Source organism: Enterobacter cloacae complex sp. HYC003_NIDB (assembly GCF_056673375.1).
The window spans coordinates 4,313,628-4,332,374 of record NZ_CP114220.1; the positions used below are offsets into that span (position 1 = coordinate 4,313,628).

15 protein-coding genes are annotated in these 18,747 nt (G+C 57.4%); 7 read left to right on the forward strand and 8 right to left on the reverse strand.

Annotation, left to right across the window (positions count from 1 at the left end):
* Positions 1 to 4 precede the first annotated feature (4 nt).
* Positions 5 to 1,660, forward strand: a complete 1,656-nt coding sequence (gene treC, locus O1722_RS20650) for an alpha,alpha-phosphotrehalase (protein ID WP_033487893.1) — start codon at positions 5 to 7, stop codon at positions 1,658 to 1,660.
* 134 nt (positions 1,661 to 1,794) lie between these two features.
* Positions 1,795 to 2,541: an oligogalacturonate-specific porin KdgM family protein gene (locus O1722_RS20655; protein WP_017694639.1), complete on the forward strand. Its 747-nt coding sequence runs from the start codon at positions 1,795 to 1,797 to the stop codon at positions 2,539 to 2,541.
* Between the two features lie 8 nt (positions 2,542 to 2,549).
* Here O1722_RS20655 and O1722_RS20660 read toward each other — a convergent pair whose 3' ends face one another.
* Positions 2,550 to 3,209 (reverse strand): MurR/RpiR family transcriptional regulator, encoded by a 660-nt coding sequence (locus O1722_RS20660; RefSeq protein ID WP_015572516.1) that lies wholly within the window; start codon positions 3,207 to 3,209, stop codon positions 2,550 to 2,552.
* Positions 3,210 to 3,388: 179 nt separating this feature from the next.
* On the opposite strand from O1722_RS20660, the gene O1722_RS20665 reads away from it, so the two are divergent.
* The 5 genes from O1722_RS20665 (at position 3,389) to nrdG (ending at position 11,080) form a co-directional block, all read left to right on the forward strand.
* Positions 3,389 to 4,786: a PTS fructose transporter subunit IIC gene (locus tag O1722_RS20665; protein ID WP_071842881.1), complete on the forward strand. Its 1,398-nt coding sequence runs from the start codon at positions 3,389 to 3,391 to the stop codon at positions 4,784 to 4,786.
* Between the two features lie 10 nt (positions 4,787 to 4,796).
* Positions 4,797 to 7,394: a glycoside hydrolase family 38 N-terminal domain-containing protein gene (locus tag O1722_RS20670; RefSeq protein WP_033487892.1), complete on the forward strand. Its 2,598-nt coding sequence runs from the start codon at positions 4,797 to 4,799 to the stop codon at positions 7,392 to 7,394.
* Position 7,395: 1 nt separating this feature from the next.
* A complete protein-coding gene (locus O1722_RS20675) occupies positions 7,396 to 7,968 on the forward strand; it encodes a PTS sugar transporter subunit IIA (protein ID WP_033487891.1) in 573 nt (190 codons plus the stop codon).
* Positions 7,969 to 8,336: 368 nt separating this feature from the next.
* Positions 8,337 to 10,475, forward strand: coding sequence for an anaerobic ribonucleoside-triphosphate reductase (nrdD, locus tag O1722_RS20680; RefSeq protein ID WP_015572514.1), 2,139 nt, complete (start codon positions 8,337 to 8,339; stop codon positions 10,473 to 10,475).
* A 140-nt stretch (positions 10,476 to 10,615) separates the two neighbouring features.
* Entirely contained in the window at positions 10,616 to 11,080 is a 465-nt protein-coding gene (gene nrdG, locus O1722_RS20685; protein ID WP_023302982.1) for an anaerobic ribonucleoside-triphosphate reductase-activating protein, read from the forward strand.
* 32 nt (positions 11,081 to 11,112) lie between these two features.
* Here nrdG and O1722_RS20690 read toward each other — a convergent pair whose 3' ends face one another.
* From O1722_RS20690 to O1722_RS20720, 7 genes are all read right to left on the reverse strand, one after another.
* Entirely contained in the window at positions 11,113 to 13,023 is a 1,911-nt protein-coding gene (locus tag O1722_RS20690) for a BglG family transcription antiterminator (RefSeq protein WP_023295816.1), read from the reverse strand.
* 19 nt (positions 13,024 to 13,042) lie between these two features.
* The gene (locus tag O1722_RS20695; protein ID WP_032652328.1) at positions 13,043 to 14,179 is read right to left on the reverse strand and encodes a lactonase family protein; all 1,137 of its coding nucleotides are present in this window, start codon (positions 14,177 to 14,179) and stop codon (positions 13,043 to 13,045) included.
* A gap of 115 nt (positions 14,180 to 14,294) precedes the next feature.
* Positions 14,295 to 15,035: a 2-dehydro-3-deoxy-phosphogluconate aldolase gene (gene dagF, locus O1722_RS20700; RefSeq protein ID WP_033487889.1), complete on the reverse strand. Its 741-nt coding sequence runs from the start codon at positions 15,033 to 15,035 to the stop codon at positions 14,295 to 14,297.
* Positions 15,032 to 16,150, reverse strand: coding sequence for a DgaE family pyridoxal phosphate-dependent ammonia lyase (locus tag O1722_RS20705; protein ID WP_017383914.1), 1,119 nt, complete (start codon positions 16,148 to 16,150; stop codon positions 15,032 to 15,034). Before O1722_RS20705 ends, dagF begins: the two co-directional genes overlap by 4 nt.
* Complete coding sequence (locus O1722_RS20710; RefSeq protein WP_017383915.1) at positions 16,134 to 17,267, reverse strand: amidohydrolase/deacetylase family metallohydrolase; 1,134 nt, start codon at positions 17,265 to 17,267, stop codon at positions 16,134 to 16,136. The genes O1722_RS20705 and O1722_RS20710 overlap by 17 nt, the downstream gene beginning before the upstream one ends.
* A 42-nt stretch (positions 17,268 to 17,309) precedes the next feature.
* Complete coding sequence (locus O1722_RS20715; protein WP_015572508.1) at positions 17,310 to 17,951, reverse strand: DUF4310 family protein; 642 nt, start codon at positions 17,949 to 17,951, stop codon at positions 17,310 to 17,312.
* 13 nt (positions 17,952 to 17,964) lie between these two features.
* Positions 17,965 to 18,741: a DUF4311 domain-containing protein gene (locus O1722_RS20720; protein ID WP_006810337.1), complete on the reverse strand. Its 777-nt coding sequence runs from the start codon at positions 18,739 to 18,741 to the stop codon at positions 17,965 to 17,967.
* Between the last annotated feature and the right edge of the window lie 6 nt (positions 18,742 to 18,747).

Sequence of the window (18,747 nt, forward strand, 5' to 3'; positions counted from 1 at the left end):
TACTATGAATACCCTTCCTCACTGGTGGCAGAACGGCGTCATCTATCAGATTTACCCAAAGAGTTTCCAGGACACCACCGGCAGCGGCACGGGCGATCTGCGCGGCGTAACGCAGCGCCTGGACTACCTGAAAACCCTCGGCATTGACGCCATCTGGCTGACGCCGTTTTATATCTCCCCGCAGGTGGATAACGGTTACGACGTGGCGAACTACACTGCCATCGATCCGACCTACGGCACGCTGGACGACTTTGACGAGCTGGTTGCCCGGGCGCATGAACGCGGCATCCGCATCGTGCTGGATATGGTCTTTAACCACACGTCCACGCAGCACGCCTGGTTCCGTGAGTCGCTGGATAAAGCGAGTCCGTACCGCCAGTTCTATATCTGGCGCGACGGTACGCCGGATACGCTTCCCAACAACTGGCGCTCCAAATTTGGCGGCAACGCCTGGCGCTGGCACGCCGAAAGCGAGCAGTATTATCTGCACCTGTTCGCACCGGAGCAGGCGGATCTCAACTGGGAAAACCCGGCGGTGCGCGCCGAGCTGAAAAAAGTGTGCGAGTTCTGGGCCGATCGCGGCGTGGACGGCTTGCGTCTGGACGTGATTAACCTGATTTCAAAAGATCAGGATTTCCCGGACGATACCCTCGGCGACGGTCGCCGCTTCTACACTGACGGGCCGCGCATCCACGAATATCTCCAGGAGATGAGCCGCGACGTCTTTACGCCGCGTAATCTGATGACGGTGGGCGAGATGTCCTCCACCTCGCTGGAGAACTGCCAACAGTACGCGTCTCTTGACGGCCGCGAGCTGTCGATGACCTTTAACTTCCACCACCTCAAGGTAGACTACCCCGGCGGCGAAAAATGGACGAAGGCGAAGCCGGACTTTGTGGCGCTAAAAACCCTTTTCCGCCACTGGCAGCAGGGGATGCACAACAAAGCCTGGAACGCGCTGTTCTGGTGTAACCATGACCAGCCGCGCATCGTGTCGCGCTTTGGTGACGAAGGGGAACACCGCGTGGCGGCGGCGAAAATGCTCGGCATGGTGCTGCACGGGATGCAGGGCACGCCGTATATCTACCAGGGTGAAGAACTGGGTATGACCAACCCGCATTTCAGCCGTATCACCGACTACCGCGACGTGGAAAGCCTGAACATGTTCGCCGAACAGCGGGCTAACGGTCGCGATACGGATGAACTACTGGTGATTCTGGCGAGTAAGTCACGCGATAATGGCCGCACGCCGATGCAGTGGGACGCCTCGCATAATGCGGGCTTTACCGAGGCCGAGCCGTGGATTGGCGTCTGCGACAACTACGAAACCGTGAACGCCCGCGCGGCGCTGGACGACCCCGATTCGGTGTTTTACACCTATCAGTCGCTGATTCGCCTGCGCAAAACCTTGTCGGTACTGACGTGGGGAGACTATGAAGATTTGCTTCCGGATCACCCTTCCCTGTGGTGCTACCGCCGCCAGTGGCAAGGACAAACGCTGATGGTGGTGGCGAACCTGAGCCACGCGCGCCAGCAGTGGCAGCCCGCCCCCGTAGAGGGAGCATGGCGGGTGGCACTCAGCAACTATGAAGAGGTTCCCTTCCGACCCGATACGTTGCTATTGCGCCCGTTTGAAGCTATCTGGTGGGTGCAGGAATAAACCTCAGGAGATACAGCATGCTGTATCTCTTTTTTTATGTTTAGCGATACGCTAAATGTACGACGATAACTTTTACAATATGGCGCACTCAAAATAAAAATAGCCTGCCAATTAAATAACCTCGGCAGGATATTATGAAAAAGATAATTATTAAAGCAACGTGTATTAGCGCATTATTATTGAGCACACAGGGATGGTGCGGGAATACGTCCGTCGACCTTCGCTTTGGTCATAATACGCGCTCAGACGTAAATGATTCACGCATTAAGGTCATGCATCAGGCGAATAACGGTTTTTACTTCTCCGTTGAAGCCGCACAAAACCATAATGATACGTTTTTTGGTGATACCGACAGATATAATCCCGACGACAAGGGGTTAACGGAAGCGGCACAGGAAATCGAAACGCGCTGGCGTTTTGATCTGGGAAATGGTTTCGCCGTTGCGCCTGGCATGGTGACGGTTTTCACCGCCAGCAATACGCATTACCGCCCCTTCATTCAGGGCTGGAAAGCCTTCGATAACGGTCTGAATCTCTCCGCCCGTTACCGCTATAACACCGTCAATGACGCGCACAGCGATAAAGAACTCGACGGCAGCGGTTATACTCGCCGCCAGTCACACCAGTTCGACATTTGGTTCGCGTATAACATCGGCAAATTCGGTATGTCCTATAACCCGCGCTTTCGCTGGCAGGATAACGTCGATCAGGGAACCGGGGATGACACCTACTGGGAGCATACCGTCGCGTTCAACTACAAGCTCGACGATGGCTGGACGCCATACGTCGAACTGGTTTCACTGGATAAAACGTACATCAATAATGACGGCAACCATGAAAATGATTATGCCGTACGCCTGGGAATAGTGAAGCAGCTCTGACGGCCTGACTACACCGTATCGTGCTGTAGCAGCCTACAGCCGATACGGTCCACGGCGCTTAACAGTTCAAGCTGCCCTTCCCGCTGATACAGCGAAACCGCGTTAATGTCGATTGGTAACGGCCAGCATAGCGTTGAGATCGACGCCAATGTCGACCCCTGACGGGTAATCGCAATAATCTTCAACCCTTTGCGCAGCGCGTTACGCGCCATTTCAATCAGCGACTGCGTCTCCCCGGATTTACTGATCAACACCAGCGTCCCCTTCGATACGCGTGTCAACTGGTGCATGTCATTCAAAATAAGGTGCGGCAGGCTCGCCAGCGACAAAAAGCGCGACAGGTAGTTGAGGCTGGTGAGCGAGGCTCCCCGTGCGTAAAGATAGATATGGCTGGAATGCGTAAGCAACCTGGACACGTCTGTCACAATATCATCCGGCTGCGGCCCCACGTCGGGTGTAGCAGGTGCAGGTGTAAAATGGTCGCGTAAAAAACGGTACCGAAGCTCGGTATAGCTTTTATAGCCCATTTTTTTACATACACGATTAACGGATGTTGTCGTGGTAAAGGTATCACGGGCAATCTCTTTTGCCGATATATTAGAGATATTACACGCATGATGCTGAATGTATTCAAATATCAAACGTTCACTTCCCTGGAATGAATTCATCTATTACGCCCCGTTTAATCCCGAGATGATATTAACACAACAGAGAAATAGTCTCTGGAAGGCGCTTCACACATTGCATTTACGCGTATCACGATACGTAATTAGTATTAGCAAACATTAAAAACTGTTTTAGGTTCTCTTTATACTTCCCCTGTTTTCATATCCAGGGAATTATGACAATGACGAAACAAAAAGTTGTCGCGGTAACGGCCTGCCCGACAGGTATCGCACACACCTTTATGGCGGCGAATAAAATTATTGCATGGGCTAACGAGCACAATATCGAGGTAAAGGTCGAAACGCAGGGCAGCGACGGCGTTAAAAACCGCTTAACAAAACAGGATATCGCCTCCGCCACGGCCATTATTCTGGCAACCGACGTTCCCATTCAGGATGCCGAGCGTTTTGAAAACATCCCTCACCTTCAAACCCGCACACAAGAGCTGATCAAACATACCGATCGCTATCTGCGTCAGGCGCTGGCAAAGGAAAAAAACGTCACCACTGTCGCACAAGAAGACGATCTTCAGCGTTCGGCTTACCAGATTTTTATTGGCCATATTATGGCGGCCATCAGCTATATGCTGCCGGTGGTGGTGATGGGCGGGCTGATGATGGCGACGGCCAAAATAACCGGGCAGTTTATTAACATCGAACATTCGCCGTTCAGCGTGCTGGATAAAGTGGGCTTTATGACCATTAAGTTCATGTATCCCGTTTTTGCGATGTATCTGGCGTTTTCCATTGCCGGTAAACCGGCACTCATCCCCGGTCTTATTGGCGGCATCATGTCAGACGAAGTCTATAAGCGCTTCTTTGATATCGAAGGCTTTATGCCATCCGGCTTTTTCGGCGCCATTGGTATCGGCTTTTTTGTGGGCTATCTGGTGCGCTGGCTCAATGATTCGATTCACGTCCGCCAGCAGCTCACCACCATTAAAACCATGCTGCTCGTCCCGCTGATCACCGGCATTACGCTGGTGATGGTCATGGAATATTTGATTAACCCGATTTTTGGCTCGCTTAACCAGCTGATGGTGGTCTTTTTTACCTCGGCAGGTGACACCGGGCGCGGGTTCTATTCCGCGATGATTGCCGCGGGCACCGCGTTCGACCTGGGCGGTCCGGTCAACAAGGCGGCAGGCTCGGTCGCGCTCGGCCTGAATGGCATGAGCGAGACGTTTGATTTAACCGCCCGCGAACTCTCCATCGTGATCCCCTCCATTGGCGTCGGCTTTGCTGCGTTCCTCAACGGCCGCTTTGGATTACCGGATGTCTTTAGCCAGGAAGAGAAAACCGTCGGTAGCACCTCGTTGTTGCTGGGCGTGATTGGGATCTCCGAAGGCGCGATCCCGTTCATCCTGAAAAACCCACGTCTGATCCCGGTGTTCATGACCGGTGCCGTCGCCGGCGCGCTGGTCGCCATTACCCTTGGCGTGAAGCAGACGCTGCCTCTGCCAGCCGTCTGGGGCTGGCCGCTGGCAACCAACGTGGCGGGCTACCTGGCGAGCGTCTTTATTGGCGCACTGATTTGCGCCCTGGGCGTGCTCTATGTCAGCCCAAAGAACGCCAGATAAGGGGAACGTCATGAATCAGATCCACGTCATTGCCCATACGCACTGGGATCAGGAGTGGTATTTCACCCGTCAGGACAGCATGGTGCTGGCGTCATATAATTTTGCGGACGTCATCAACACGCTGGAGCAGGACTCCGCTTACACCTGCTATCACCTTGACGGACAGATGGCGGTAGTGGAGGACTTTCTCGCCATCAATCCTGATTATCGCGCCAGGCTGGAAAAGCTGGTCAGAGAAAAAAGGATCTTCGTAGGGCCATGGTATACCCAGACGGACACCTACAACGTGCATGGCGAATCGATTATCCGCAACCTGAAGTACGGCATTTTTTCTGCCCGGACGCTGGGGCATGCGATGCAGGTTGGGTATCTTCCGGATACCTTTGGCCACAATGCGCAAATGCCCACGATCTTGCAGGGCTGCAATATCGACAATATCGTATTCTGGCGCGGTATCGATCACGACAGGCACGCCAAAAGCAGCCAGTTCCTCTGGCGCGCACCGTCAGGTGCGACCGTCATCGCCTGTGTGATGGCGCTCGGTTATGGCGCGGCTAAAAACATGCGTTCGGAAGCCTCCCATCTCCGGGGAAAAATCTACCCGATGACCACACTTTTGCGTTCACGGGCCGGTCTAAACGACCTGCTCCTGCCCTGCGGCGGCGATCAGGTCAGCATCGACCCGGCGCTGCCGAAAATCCTGGAGGTCGCCAGCGCACAGTCCCCGGATCAGGACCGTTACTTCATCAGCTCTCTGGAGCGTTATGTAGAAACCCTTCGCGCGCAGCGTGAACAGTTTGAGCTCCTGGAAGGAGAGCTGAAATCGCCGCGCTACACCCGCATCCATAAAACGATCGGCTCCGTGCGCTACGACATCAAAAAGAAAAACGATGAGGTTGAACAGTTCATCCTGCGACAGCTGGAGCCGACAATCGCAATGGCGCGTCACCAGGGGATTCCGGTCAACCTCGCGGTAGTCGACACCCTCTGGAAAAAGCTGTTGCGAAACCATGCCCACGATTCCATTGGCGGCTGTAATAGCGATGCCACCAACCGCGACATTCTGCATCGTATGGAACAAACCGAACAGCTGTGCCATAGCCTGTGGAATCTGGTGGTGAAAACCCTGGCCGCCGCCTGCGTTCAGGATGGCGACCTGCTGATCTTTAACCCGCTAGCTACCCCAACGCAGCGCGTGGTGATAACCACCCTGTATAGCCGGGCGGATAATATCGCCCTGACGCATCAGGGGCAGCCCATCCCTTTCGACGTCCTGGAAAGAGACATTCTGCCCGGCGGAACGGCGATCTCCCTTACCGCCGAGGGCGAGTGCGAGACGCCCCTTCTCCCTTATTACCGCTGGCACGTTGCGGTAAAGACACCGGTTCTGCCGCCGATCGGCTATCTCACCGTTAACGTTGAAGAAGACCCTGCGCCTTTCCTGGCGTCTGAAAAGATAAAGGGCAGCGAGATTGAGAATGCGCATTATCGACTGTCGCTGTATGCCGGAACGCTTACCCTGCATGACAAACGCAGCGGCAGACGTATCCCCTCTTTCTTTACCTTTGAAGACTGCGCGGACGCGGGCGACAGCTACGATTTCTCACCGCTTGCGGGCGACGCGCCGACGCGCTGTTCGCATTTTACGCTCGTCGACGGCGTAAAAACGCCGCTTGTCGAAAAGCTGACCGTCGAGGCCACAATGCGTCTTCCGCAGGATCTCGCCAGCCGTCAGGATACGGCCCGAACGCCGTTATCCATTCGTCTGGTCTGCGAATTACGCCACGACGATCCGAATCTGTATGTCGAGGCTTCGCTGGAAAACAGCCACTGCGATCACCGGCTACGTTTACTGATCGGCAGCGATGTTCACACCCGTCACGCTATCGCCTCACAGCCCTTCGCAATCATCCAGCGCGAAACGGGATATGACGGTGAACACTGGCAAGAACGCTATCGCGAGAAGCCCGTGGATATCGAAACCAGCGAGGGCATTATCGCTGTCACGGAACCGGGTAAAGCGCTGGTTGTGACTAGCCGTGGCATGAAAGAATTTCAGATTATCGGCAGCGAACCCGCTGCTATTGCCCTGACGATGTTTAAATCGACGGGCGTGCTCGGACGCAGCGATCTCGAATGGCGACCGGGTCGGGCCTCCGGCATCAATAATACGGTGGTTGAGACTCCTGATGCCCAGTTGCTGAAACCGTTGCGCTTTTCATTCACCGTCGCACTGGCCGACAACGCCGACCACCTCACGCTGCGCCAGCTGGAAAATCAGGCGGTTGGACAGCCCTTCACCTACCAACGGCAAACGCTACACACGCTCGATCACCGTCTTGAGCGCTTTTCGTTGCGTCTGCCCGAGCGCAGGCTTCCGGCAGAGTTCTCGCTACTGACCGTGCCGGAGCCGCTCATCCTTTCCGCTCTGCCCCATGCGCAGCTGCTGCATGGCACCGTCTTACGCGTATTTAACGCCGGGACACAACCGGCTCCCGTCCCGGAAAGTCTGGCAGTGTTACGGCAGATCAACTATCTGGAAGAGCCGATGCAACCGGTAACGGCGATCCTCCCCTCCGCAACCTGCGATTTTTTGATTGAGGCTTAATATGAACTTGCTGGCATTGACGCATCCCGATCTGGTGTTTATCAACCCGCCCCAACGTACGCCGGAAGCAGTGATCCGTTGGCTCACCGAGCCGCTCGCCAGGCGGAATGTCATCAACGATCGAGAGGCATTTATCGAAAGCGTTTTACAACGCGAAAGTGAAGGCCCTACCGCGCTGGGTGAAGCGCTCGCCGTCCCGCACGGTAAAACCGAGGCGGTGCAACAGGCGGCATTTTGTCTGGCGCTCTTTGACGATCCGATATGCTGGCCGGGGCTGGAGGGTGATGAAGAGGTGAGGATGGTTTTCCTGCTCGCCATTCCGCCAGCGGAAGCAGGCAGTACGCATATGCTCCTGCTGACGACGCTGACCAGCAGACTCACGGATGAGCGGGTGCGTGAGCAATTGCTGGCGGCGCGTACGCGGGAAGAGGCGATGTCTGCGCTGAGTAATGAAGGTTCTCAAAAACAGGACGATGCCCCCGAAAGCTCTCTTCTCATCCCGTTGGTACTGGGCTGCATCGTTACCGTAGCCTTTTTGCAGGCAGGGTTGAGCTGGGCCTGCGGGGTGAGTTAATCGAGCAGCGCTCAGCACAGGCTCTGCTGAGCGCTTGTTTTTGTTGAATAATTAATCAGATTTTTCCTTCGAGTCTTTACAATTGCCCCAGCGCCCGCCGTTTGTACTCTCGTCTTTTTACTTTGTCCTGCATCAAAAAAATCGCAAACTTGTTTGATGCAAATCACTATATGTAGCACTTAAAATGCACGCCGACCCAACATCTTGTATTTATCGTCTACTATTCCAACAACAAGACGGCGCAAACGCTGGCCGGAATTGTGGATAACACGAGCTGGGCACGCGGGAAGTCTTTGCCGCGGCGAGGAATACGTCCGGTGAATACTTCTCCACCTTTGTGGATAACCTGTTTTTAAAATGGAGTGATCATGACACCGCATGTGATGAAACGTGATGGCTGTAAAGTGCCGTTTAAATCAGAGCGCATCAAAGAAGCCATTCTGCGTGCAGCTAAAGCAGCGGGAGTCGATGACGCAGATTACTGCGCCACCGTCGCAGAAGTCGTTAGCAGCCAGATGCATGAACGCAGCCAGGTGGATATCAACGAGATCCAGACCGCGGTTGAAAACCAGCTGATGTCTGGTCCGTACAAGCAGCTGGCGCGCGCCTACATTGAGTATCGTCACGACCGTGACGTCCAGCGTGAGAAACGCGGTCGCCTGAACCAGGAGATCCGCGGCCTGGTAGAGCAAACCAACTCGTCGCTGCTTAATGAAAATGCCAACAAAGACAGCAAAGTGATCCCAACCCAGCGCGACCTGCTGGCCGGTATCGTCGCCAAGCACTATGCCCGCCAGCACCTGCTGCCGCGCGACGTGGTGTCTGCGCACGAGCGCGGTGAGATCCACTATCACGATCTCGACTACTCGCCGTTCTTCCCGATGTTTAACTGCATGCTGATCGACCTGAAAGGCATGCTGACCCACGGTTTTAAAATGGGTAACGCCGAGATTGAGCCGCCGAAATCCATCTCCACCGCGACGGCGGTCACGGCGCAGATCATCGCCCAGGTGGCGAGCCACATCTATGGCGGCACCACCATTAACCGCATCGATGAAGTGCTGGCCCCGTTCGTGGCCGAGAGCTTCAACAAACACCGTAAAACGGCGGAAGAGTGGCAGATCCCGGATGCCGACGGTTACGCCCGTTCCCGCACCGAGAAAGAGTGCTACGACGCGTTCCAGTCGCTGGAATATGAGGTAAACACGCTGCACACCGCCAACGGCCAGACGCCGTTTGTGACCTTCGGGTTTGGCCTCGGCACCAGCTGGGAATCACGCCTGATCCAGCAGTCTATTCTGCGCAACCGCATCTCCGGCCTCGGTAAAAACCGTAAAACGGCGGTGTTCCCGAAACTGGTGTTCGCCATTCGTGACGGCCTGAACCACAAGTTTGGCGATCCGAACTATGACATCAAGCAGCTGGCGCTGGAGTGCGCGAGCAAGCGTATGTACCCGGACATCCTCAACTACGACCAGGTGGTGAAAGTCACCGGTTCGTTTAAAACGCCAATGGGCTGCCGCAGCTTCCTCGGCGTGTACGAAGATGAGAACGGCGAGCAGATCCACGACGGGCGCAACAACCTGGGCGTCATCAGCCTGAACCTGCCGCGCATCGCGCTGGAAGCTAAAGGGAATGAAGCGGCCTTCTGGACGCTGCTGGATGAACGTTTACAGCTGGCACGTAAGGCGCTGATGACCCGCATCGCCCGTCTTGAAGGGGTGAAAGCCCGCGTCGCGCCAATTCTCTATATGGAAGGAGCCTGCGGCGTTCGCCTGAAGGCGGACGATGATGTGTCGGAGATCTTCAAAAACGGTCGCGCATCGATCTCTCTTGGCTATATCGGCATTCACGAAACGATTAACGCGCTGTTTGGCGACAAGCACATCTATGACAACGACGCCCTGCGTGAGAAAGGTATCGCGATTGTGCAGCGCCTGCGCGATGCGGTAGACCAGTGGAAAGAGGAAACTGGCTACGGTTTCAGCCTGTACAGCACGCCGAGCGAAAACCTCTGCGATCGCTTCTGCCGTCTGGACACCGCTGAGTTCGGCATCGTGGAAGGCGTGACCGACAAAGGTTACTACACCAACAGCTTCCACCTCGATGTGGAGAAGAAGGTGAACCCGTACGACAAGATCGACTTTGAAGCGGCCTATCCGCCCATCGCGAACGGCGGTTTTATCTGCTACGGCGAGTACCCGAACATTCAGCACAACCTGAAGGCGCTGGAAGACGTGTGGGATTACAGCTATCAGCACGTGCCGTACTACGGAACCAACACGCCAATTGACGAGTGCTACGAGTGCGGCTTTACCGGTGAGTTCGAATGCACCAGCAAAGGCTTCACCTGCCCGAAATGCGGTAACCACGACGCAGCCCGCGTCTCCGTGACCCGCCGCGTGTGCGGCTACCTCGGCAGCCCGGATGCCCGTCCGTTTAACGCCGGGAAGCAGGAAGAGGTGAAGCGCAGGGTGAAACATCTGGGGAATGGGCAGATCGGGTAAGTTCTGCGCAGGGTTTCCCCCTCACCCTACCCCTCTCCCTCAAGGGAGAGGGAACCGATCGAGCACATTGTTATTCCGGCCACCGGTTTTCTCCCTCTCCCTGTGGGAGAGGGCCGGGGTGAGGGCATCAGGTTAACGCTATGAATTATCACCAGTACTACCCCGTCGACATCGTCAACGGCCCCGGCACCCGCTGTACCCTGTTTGTATCAGGCTGCGTTCACGAGTGCCCCGGCTGCTACAACAAAAGCACCTGGCGCCTGAACTCGGGTATGCCGTTTACCGCTGAGATGGAAGACCGCATCATCAACGACCTGAACGACACGCGCATCAAACGCCAGGGGATCTCGCTCTCCGGCGGCGACCCGCTCCATCCGCAAAACGTGCCGGCGATCCTGAAGCTGGTAAAACGCATCCGCCGCGAGTGCGCAGGAAAAGACATCTGGGTCTGGACGGGCTATAAGCTGGATGAACTAAATGCGCAGCAGATGGAAGTGGTGGATCTGATTAACGTCCTGGTCGACGGCAAGTTCGTGCAGGATCTAAAAGATCCTATGCTTATCTGGCGCGGCAGCAGCAACCAGGTTGTGCATCATCTGCGTTGAATGAAGGCGGATATCCTCTGTCCGCCTGAACGTCAAAACCGACTCAAACTCTCCATCGCCTCAGCCTTAAACGCCGCAAAATTCTCGCACTGGCACAGGCGCGCCATCGCGCGTTCACGCAGGAAGGTGACAAAGATGTCGTAAATCGCCATTGCCTCTTCGTACTCGCTTTTGCTGATGGCGAGCAGGAAGATGACATGGGCGGTTTCATCTCCCCACTGAATGCCCTGCGGCGCCAGCACGGTGTAGACCACCGTTTTTTGCGCCAGCAGCCCGAGGGAGTGCGGCAGCGCGATGCCGTCGCCGAGCATGGTGCTGACAATGGCTTCACGCTCGATAACCGATTCCAGAAACTCCGCGCCGACAAAACCTTCCCCTTCAAGCTGCCCGCACAGTTCGCGGAACAGCGTTTGCTGGTCGACAGGCTTGTCGAGAATGCGGAAATGGGCCGCGTCGAAGTATTTTTCCAGCATCCACGGGCGGGTGCGATCCACCAGCACCAGCTTGCCGATCTGCTCTAACTGATAATCGGTCGGGAACGGGGCGATCATCACCACCGGTTTGGATTTTTCGCTCACGCGGGCGGTGGAGATCACGAAGTCTTCGCCAATGGCATCGGCAAGCTCGTACTCACGAAGGGTGAGCGTGCGCGTCACCTCAATCTGCGGATATTTACGCTGAAGTACCGCCTCGATCATGCGCACCATCGCGTTACCGGCGTCGCACACCAGCAGCACCCGCGGCTGGCGCTGGTAGCCGATATTGTAATGGCGCTCCAGCCCGACGCCGATATGCAGCACCAGAAAACCAATTTCGTTTTCGCTGATCACATACGGGGTGTATTTGCCCCAGCTCGACACCGCCGCGAGGGTCATATCCCACGCCATCGGGTAGTGCTGCTTGATGTTATCCAGCAGCGGATTGGGGATCATGATTTGATACCGCACGCGGGTAATCATGGTTTTGATGTGCGTGAGCAGATCTGCATGCAGTTGCTCATCGCTCAGCAGGTTGTAGTTATAGTGGGTGTTGATGTAGCGCAGAATGTAGTTGACCAGCGCTTCGTCGTCGTCGGCGTTAATGGCACTGGGGGCGATCTCCTGGATCTGCCGCGCCGCAATGTGCACGCACAGCCAGCTCTCTTCTGACGGCGACAGCGCTTTGCCCGCCAGTTGCTGAATGGTGACGGCGATATCTTTCGCCGCCTCACGCACGTTCTCTTCCACGTCTTCCGCGTGGAATTCCGGCAGCGGATACCCCTCGCTGATGCGCCGCACCGACACCGCGCAGTACAGGCGCAGGAACAGCTCGCCTTCATCGGTCAGGCGAATGTGATGGCGCGTCAGCGCATCGTGCAGCACCGGCACCATCTTTTCCGCCACGCCCGCGTTCAACGCCACGTCGGTCACCAGCGGGTTCAGGCTGTCCTGCTGCGCCAGCTCCCACAGAAGGTCGGTCAGGCAGGCGCGGATCGCCATCTCGCTGCCAAACAGCTTCATCCCGTGGCGCGGGCGGGTTTCCAGCGTCAGGTTGTAACGGTGAAACCACTCGCGCACTTCCACCATGTCGCTCTGCAACGTGGCCCGGCTGACGAACCACTCATCGGCCAGATCCTCCAGCTTGAGGGAAAAGGCTGACGTCAGAAAACGCACCACCAGATAGTGCACGCGCTCCGGTCCGGTTCGCGGAATACGCAGCGCGCGCGGGTGGGACGCCTGCAATTGTTGATAGCGCACCACATCATTAATTTTGAGCTGATAGCCGTTGCCCCGGCTCAAAATGAACTGCGCGCCGTGGCTGGCCAGCAGCGCGTTCAGGGCGGTGATATCCGCCCGGACGGTTCGCGTGGAGACCGACAGCCGCTGCGCCAGCTCGTCCTGTGGCAGCGTCTCGTTTTGCAACAGATCGAAAAGTTGCGCTAAACGTTGGTTCGGAAATCGCACGTCGTTGTCCTCTTACTGCTCAGGGTGAAATGACCATCTGGGATGGGCTGCCGACCGGGGTATAGTCTGGCTCGGCGCTCAGCTTGCCGTCCGGCGCCACGCGGAAACGGGTAATGTTGTCGCTGCGCTGGTTCATGACGTACAGCCAGCGACCCTGCTTATCGAGCGTCAGGGTGCGCGGATAGTCGCCGCGCGTCCAGACATCATCCTGATGCGTCAGCGTACCCTCCGCCGTTACGGTAAAGTGCCCGATGCTGTTATGCAAACGGTTAGCGACATACAGCTGTTTCCCGTCGGCGCTTAGCGCCAGCCCGGCAGCAAAACTGGTGCCTTTATAACCGTCCGGCAAGGCTGAAACCGTTTTACCCTCTTTCAGCCTGCCATTACTGTCCAGCGCATAATGGGTGAGCGTAGACGCCTCTTCGTTAATCAGCCACAGGGCATCGCCTTTCGGCGTAAAGACGAAGTGGCGCGGCCCGGCCCCTTTTGAGGAGGCGCTGATAAATGGCGGATCGTTCGGAGTCAGCTTCCCGGTTTGATCGTCAAAACGGTACTGATAGATGCGATCCAGCCCCAGATCGGTGGAAAAAACGTATTTCCCGCCCGGATCGGCGGCGATCATGTGCGCATGTGGGCCGTTATGATCGCTGATGGCGAAACTGCCCTCGACGGCAGCTTCCGGCTTCGCCGCGCCCGGTTCGCCTTTGTCCTGATGGGTGTCCGTAGCATCGCCCAGGCTGCCGTCTGCGTTAACGGGCAGCACCGCGACAGTTCCGCTGACGTAGTTTGCCACCAGCAGATGTTTGCCGTTCGGCGTCAGGGAAAGATACACCGGCCCCGCGCCGCCGGAGGACACCTGATTCAGCTCGTTCAGCGCGCCGTTATCACCGATGCGCAGCGCCTGCACCACGCCCTGCTCCACTTCGCTTGCCAGATACAGCGTTTTGCCGTCGTGTGAGACGGTTAACTGCGCGGCGTTCGGCAGTTTGCTCACCAGTGTTTTATCGTTCAGCGCACCGGTTTGCGGATCGACGGTAAAGCGGTACAGCCCTTCACCGTTCGGATTATAGGTGCCCACCCAGGCGTACTGGGTTTGAGCGATTGCAGAGGTAGCAAGTAAAGAGAGTGAAGCGACAAGCAGGGTACGGGTGTGCATGGTGGCTCCTTCGGGTGTGTGCGGTTTGTTTCCCCTCACCCCAGCCCTCTCCCAAAGGGAGAGGGGGTAAAGGTTCCCTCTCCCGGTGGGAGAGGGTTAGGGTGAGGGGCAGGTTCTACTTAACCAGCTTCTTCGTCATCGCCAGCAGCGTGCGCACATCTTCCGGACGCGTATCACCGCTGGCTTTATCGATAATCGAGCTGTAGATATGCGGGATGATTTTGCTCACGCCCGCATCCAGGGCGATCTGCAAGATCGCCTCGAAGTTCTCCAGATCGATTCCCCCGGTCGGCTCCAGCCAGAAGTCGTGACGGGCGCAGGCTTCCGCCACCGCCTGGTATTCGTCACGGCATTTCAGGCCGCCCATCGGGAAGTACTTGATGGAGCTGCCGCCGAAATCTTTCAGCAGGGCGATCGCGGTTTCAACCGGTACGATGCCGTCCGGCGAGGTGCTGCTCAGCGGGCCGGTGGAGATTTTAACCATACCCACGGTGCCGGTCGGAGAGACCAGACCGTTGACCACGGACTCATTCTGCCCCAGCAGCGCGCGGCTGGTGGCCACGCCGGTAAAGACCTGGTTAACGTGCTGCGGCTGCACCTGGCGGGAGATTTCACTCACCATCGCTGACTGGTTCGGATCGCCCGCGCCCAGCCCCACGGAGAGCGCATTATCAATCAGGGCTGCGTATTCGCGCATGTCCGCAACCGCGCTCGCCACGTCCGGGTAATTTTTGGAGAGCACGCCCACCAGCACATGACCTTCCGCCGCCTCGTAAATGGCGCTGGCGTTGGCCTTTGAGCCTGCCAGCACGTTCAGGCAGACGCGGTCACGGTAAAAATTGGGGGTCAGTTTCATGCTTTTTTCTCCTGTCCTAATACTTCGCTAATGCGGCGGTACACGATGTTCAGCTGGTCAGCATTCACGCTGCGCACGTCCGCCTCGATAATCCCTTCGTTGGCCTTATAGCCACGGAAGTAAATGGCGTATTCGCCCTGTTTCAGCTTCGCCACCAGATCGCCCGTGCCGACGCCCGTAGCGGCTTCGTCGAACTTAATCTCGGTACGGGCGATATCGCGACCGGCGCTGTCCCAGACCACGCGCGCGGTCACGCCGTTCAGGGTGTTCAACGCGTCGATAAACGGCGTCATCTTCGCCACCATCTCGGCCCCGCTCTCTTTGGTCGCCGTCAGGTAGTGTTCGATGGCGCAGGTCAGGCCCAGGATACCCTCTTTGCCCACTTTCATCGCGCGACCAATGCCCGCCGTCTGGCGCTTCACCCACTCAACGTACTGGGTTTTGCCGATCACCAGCCCGCTGGTTGGCCCTTCGATCGCCTTCGCGCCGCTGTAGATCACCAGATCGGCACCGGAGCGGTAGTAGGCGTGCAGATCTTCTTCCGCCGCCGCATCGACGATCAGCGGGAGATCGTGCTTGCGCGCCACGACCGCCGCCTGCTCGACGCTGAGCATGCTTTTCTGCACGCAGTGGTGCGATTTGATGTAGAGGATCGCCGCCGTGCGCGGAGTGATCGCCGCCGCCAGCTGATCGGCAGAGCATTCGTTGGCGTAGCCCGCCTCCACCAGCTTGCCGCCGCCCAGCGCCACCATGGTGCCCACCGGCGCGCCAAAGTTCACGTTGTGGCCTTTCGGCAGGACGATTTCGTTGTTTTCAATCGGTGTGACGTGCAGGTTTTCCAGCAGCCAGTCGCTGTCTTTCACCAGCACCGCCGCCACGGACTGGGCAATGCCCGCCGACGCGCAGGAGACCACCGTCGCCCCTTCCACCTCCAGCAGCTTCGCGATGTATTCCCCGGTTTTATTGACCAGATCCTTCATCTCGAAATAGTGATTCATGCCGTCCATCGCCGCCTGCACCACTTCCGGGCGCGGCGTGGAGACACCCAGCGCCGTCATGCGGCCAGAGGTGTTGATAACCTGCTTTAAGTTGTACTTCTCATAAATCGAAGGCATGTTCCGTGCTCCCTTGTTCGGTCATGTAGCCCTTGCCCGCGCGGATCGCGGCAAGCGGCATCAGAATGTGTTCAGCCTGTAGGCTGTCGTTTTCGGCATCCGTCAGCACCGTCGGCTGGCGCTTGAGCGTAAACAGCGTCAGATCGGCGTCGAGGCCAGGCTGAATGCGGCCTTTGCGCGTCAGGCGCAGGCCGTCGGCGGCGTTGGCCGTGACACAGTCAATCACCTGCGGCAATGACATGCCGATGGCGAGGAATTTCGACATCACGCTCGCCAGCGAGCCGACCGGGCCGTTGATGCGGTTGCGGCAGTAAATATCCGAGCTGATGGTATGCGGCAGAATGCCCATCGCAATGGCGCGCTTCGCCACTTCAAAGCTGAAGCTCGCCGTGCCGTGGCCGACGTCCAGGCGCACGCCGCGCTTCAGCGCAGACGTAATGGAGGCGCGCAGCTCGCCGGAGGGCGTCAGAATGCGGTTAGGCTTGCCGTTGTAGCAGTGGGTGATGATGTCGCCGGAGCTCAGCAGTTCGGCAATCTCATCGAGGTTCGGCGGGTTGTTGCCGATGTGCACCATCAGCGGCAGGTCGCCGTTCTCTTTCTGAATCGCTTTCGCGCGCTCCAGCGGGGTGATGCCGTTTTCACCGACCACGCTGCTGCTCATGCGCGCCTTCAGGCCAACGATAAAATCCGGGTGGCGCGTCACCGCCTGCTTCACCGCATCGGCGTCAATGTTCGCCATGTTGGCCAGCTCGTTCTGGGCGATCAGCCCCACGCGGGAGATGTTCAGCAGGGCAAACACCTCGGTGGAAGCCTTGCGGGTGATAGCGTAAAAATCGTCCACGTCGTCGGCGCCGGTGCTGCCCGCGTCCACCACGGTGGTGACGCCGGTGGCAATGCCCACGCTGTCCGGCTCGTCGTGGTAAATCGGGGAGTTCGGGTAGCAGTGGACGTGGGAGTCAATCCAGCCCGCGCTGACGAACACGTCGCCGTTCAGCTCAACCGTTTTGCGGGCAGGAGCGTCAATGTCGCCTGTCGCGGCGATCTTCCCGTCCTGGATGGCGATATCGGTCAGGGTATCGTCGGCGAGGCGCGCACGGCGCAGGAGTAAATCAAACATGAGGATCTCCTGATAAAGCGGGCACCGAAGCGCCCGCGGGTATTAAAGGGCGACCGGGAACAGCCAGCCCAAAATCATTGCGCCGAGGATGGCGCCACCGGTAATCGGCTTCTGCCAGATGTAGAACAGCAGCGCGCCTACCAGGGAACCGACGCCGATTGGAATGGAGGCGGTCATGGCGCTGAGGATAATCAACGGCCCGAGGAAGCGGCCGGAGGCGTTACCCGCGCCCATCATCACATCTGCGCCGTAGGTGGAGTTGCTCTGATTGATGGTGAACTTACGCGCCAGGATGATGACGTAGCCAATCGCCAGGCCAATCACCAGGCCGGTAATCAGCGCGGCAATGAAGTTGGTCACCGGGAACATGATCCCCGCGCCCAGCAGCAGCGCCGGAACGCCGAGGCCCACGCCGGTCTGGATCGCACCGCCGATATCGAGAATACCCACCAGCGAGCCTTCGATAATACGGGCGAACAGGAAGCTAGCACCGAACGCCGCCACCGCGCCGTAGACGCCGGTATCGATTCCCGCTTTCAGCATCGCCACGAAGGCCACTTCGTTAAACGCGCCGATGCCGTAGAGGTAGTACATGTGCGTCCCGGCGAAGACGCCGGAGGAGAGCAGGCCAACGAAGATCGGGAACGACCAGTCGGCATACCAAAAACCTTTATTCTGTTCCATTTAGAGGCTCCTGTTATTTACCGCTGAGCGAGTTGTGGATCATGTCGAGCCAGTTCGGCACGGTCAGATGGAAGGATTCGATCATCTTCATGTCGAAGCCGCGGAAGAAGCCGCTCAGCACGAAGAGCAGAACGATCGCCGCCATCATCACTTTGGTGACGTGGTTCCAGCCACTCTCTTCAACACCTTTACCAATCAGAATACCCAGTACCAGACCCGGTACGGCGTTACCCATGATCAGCTGTGCCGCGCCGCCAAAGATGGTGGCCCAGAAGCCCGATTTTTTACCCGCGTCGATGGCCGCCAGCCAGAAGATCACCGGCATCACGGTGTTGACCAGCAGGTTCGCCGCCGGTACCAGCACCTTCACGGCGGTCACCTGAAGCGCTGCCGGAACGGAGGAGGCGGTCAGGTTAAGGAAGGTCACGACAATCATGCCGATGATGCCGCAGGCAATCGCCATTTTGCGCGGGTCATGCAGCGTTTCACCGACGTTACGGTTTTTAATCATCAGTGCAGCAGCACCCCAGTTCGGGATGATGCGGTGGTCAACGTCCTGTGTGAAGGCACCTGCGGCCACGGAAGAGGCCCAGGCGTTAAAGAAGAAACCTAACCCAAAGGAGAAGTGGGACGCCGGATCCCCTTCGCAGGAGTTCAGTTCCCCCAACGTACGAAACGCGCCCATACCCTGAGTGGTAGGCGCATGAAACATGCGTGCAGCCCCGGCGCCAACACCGACGCCAACCAGGCCGCCAATGATGAGCGATTTTATTAATATAATTAAGAACATCAGTCT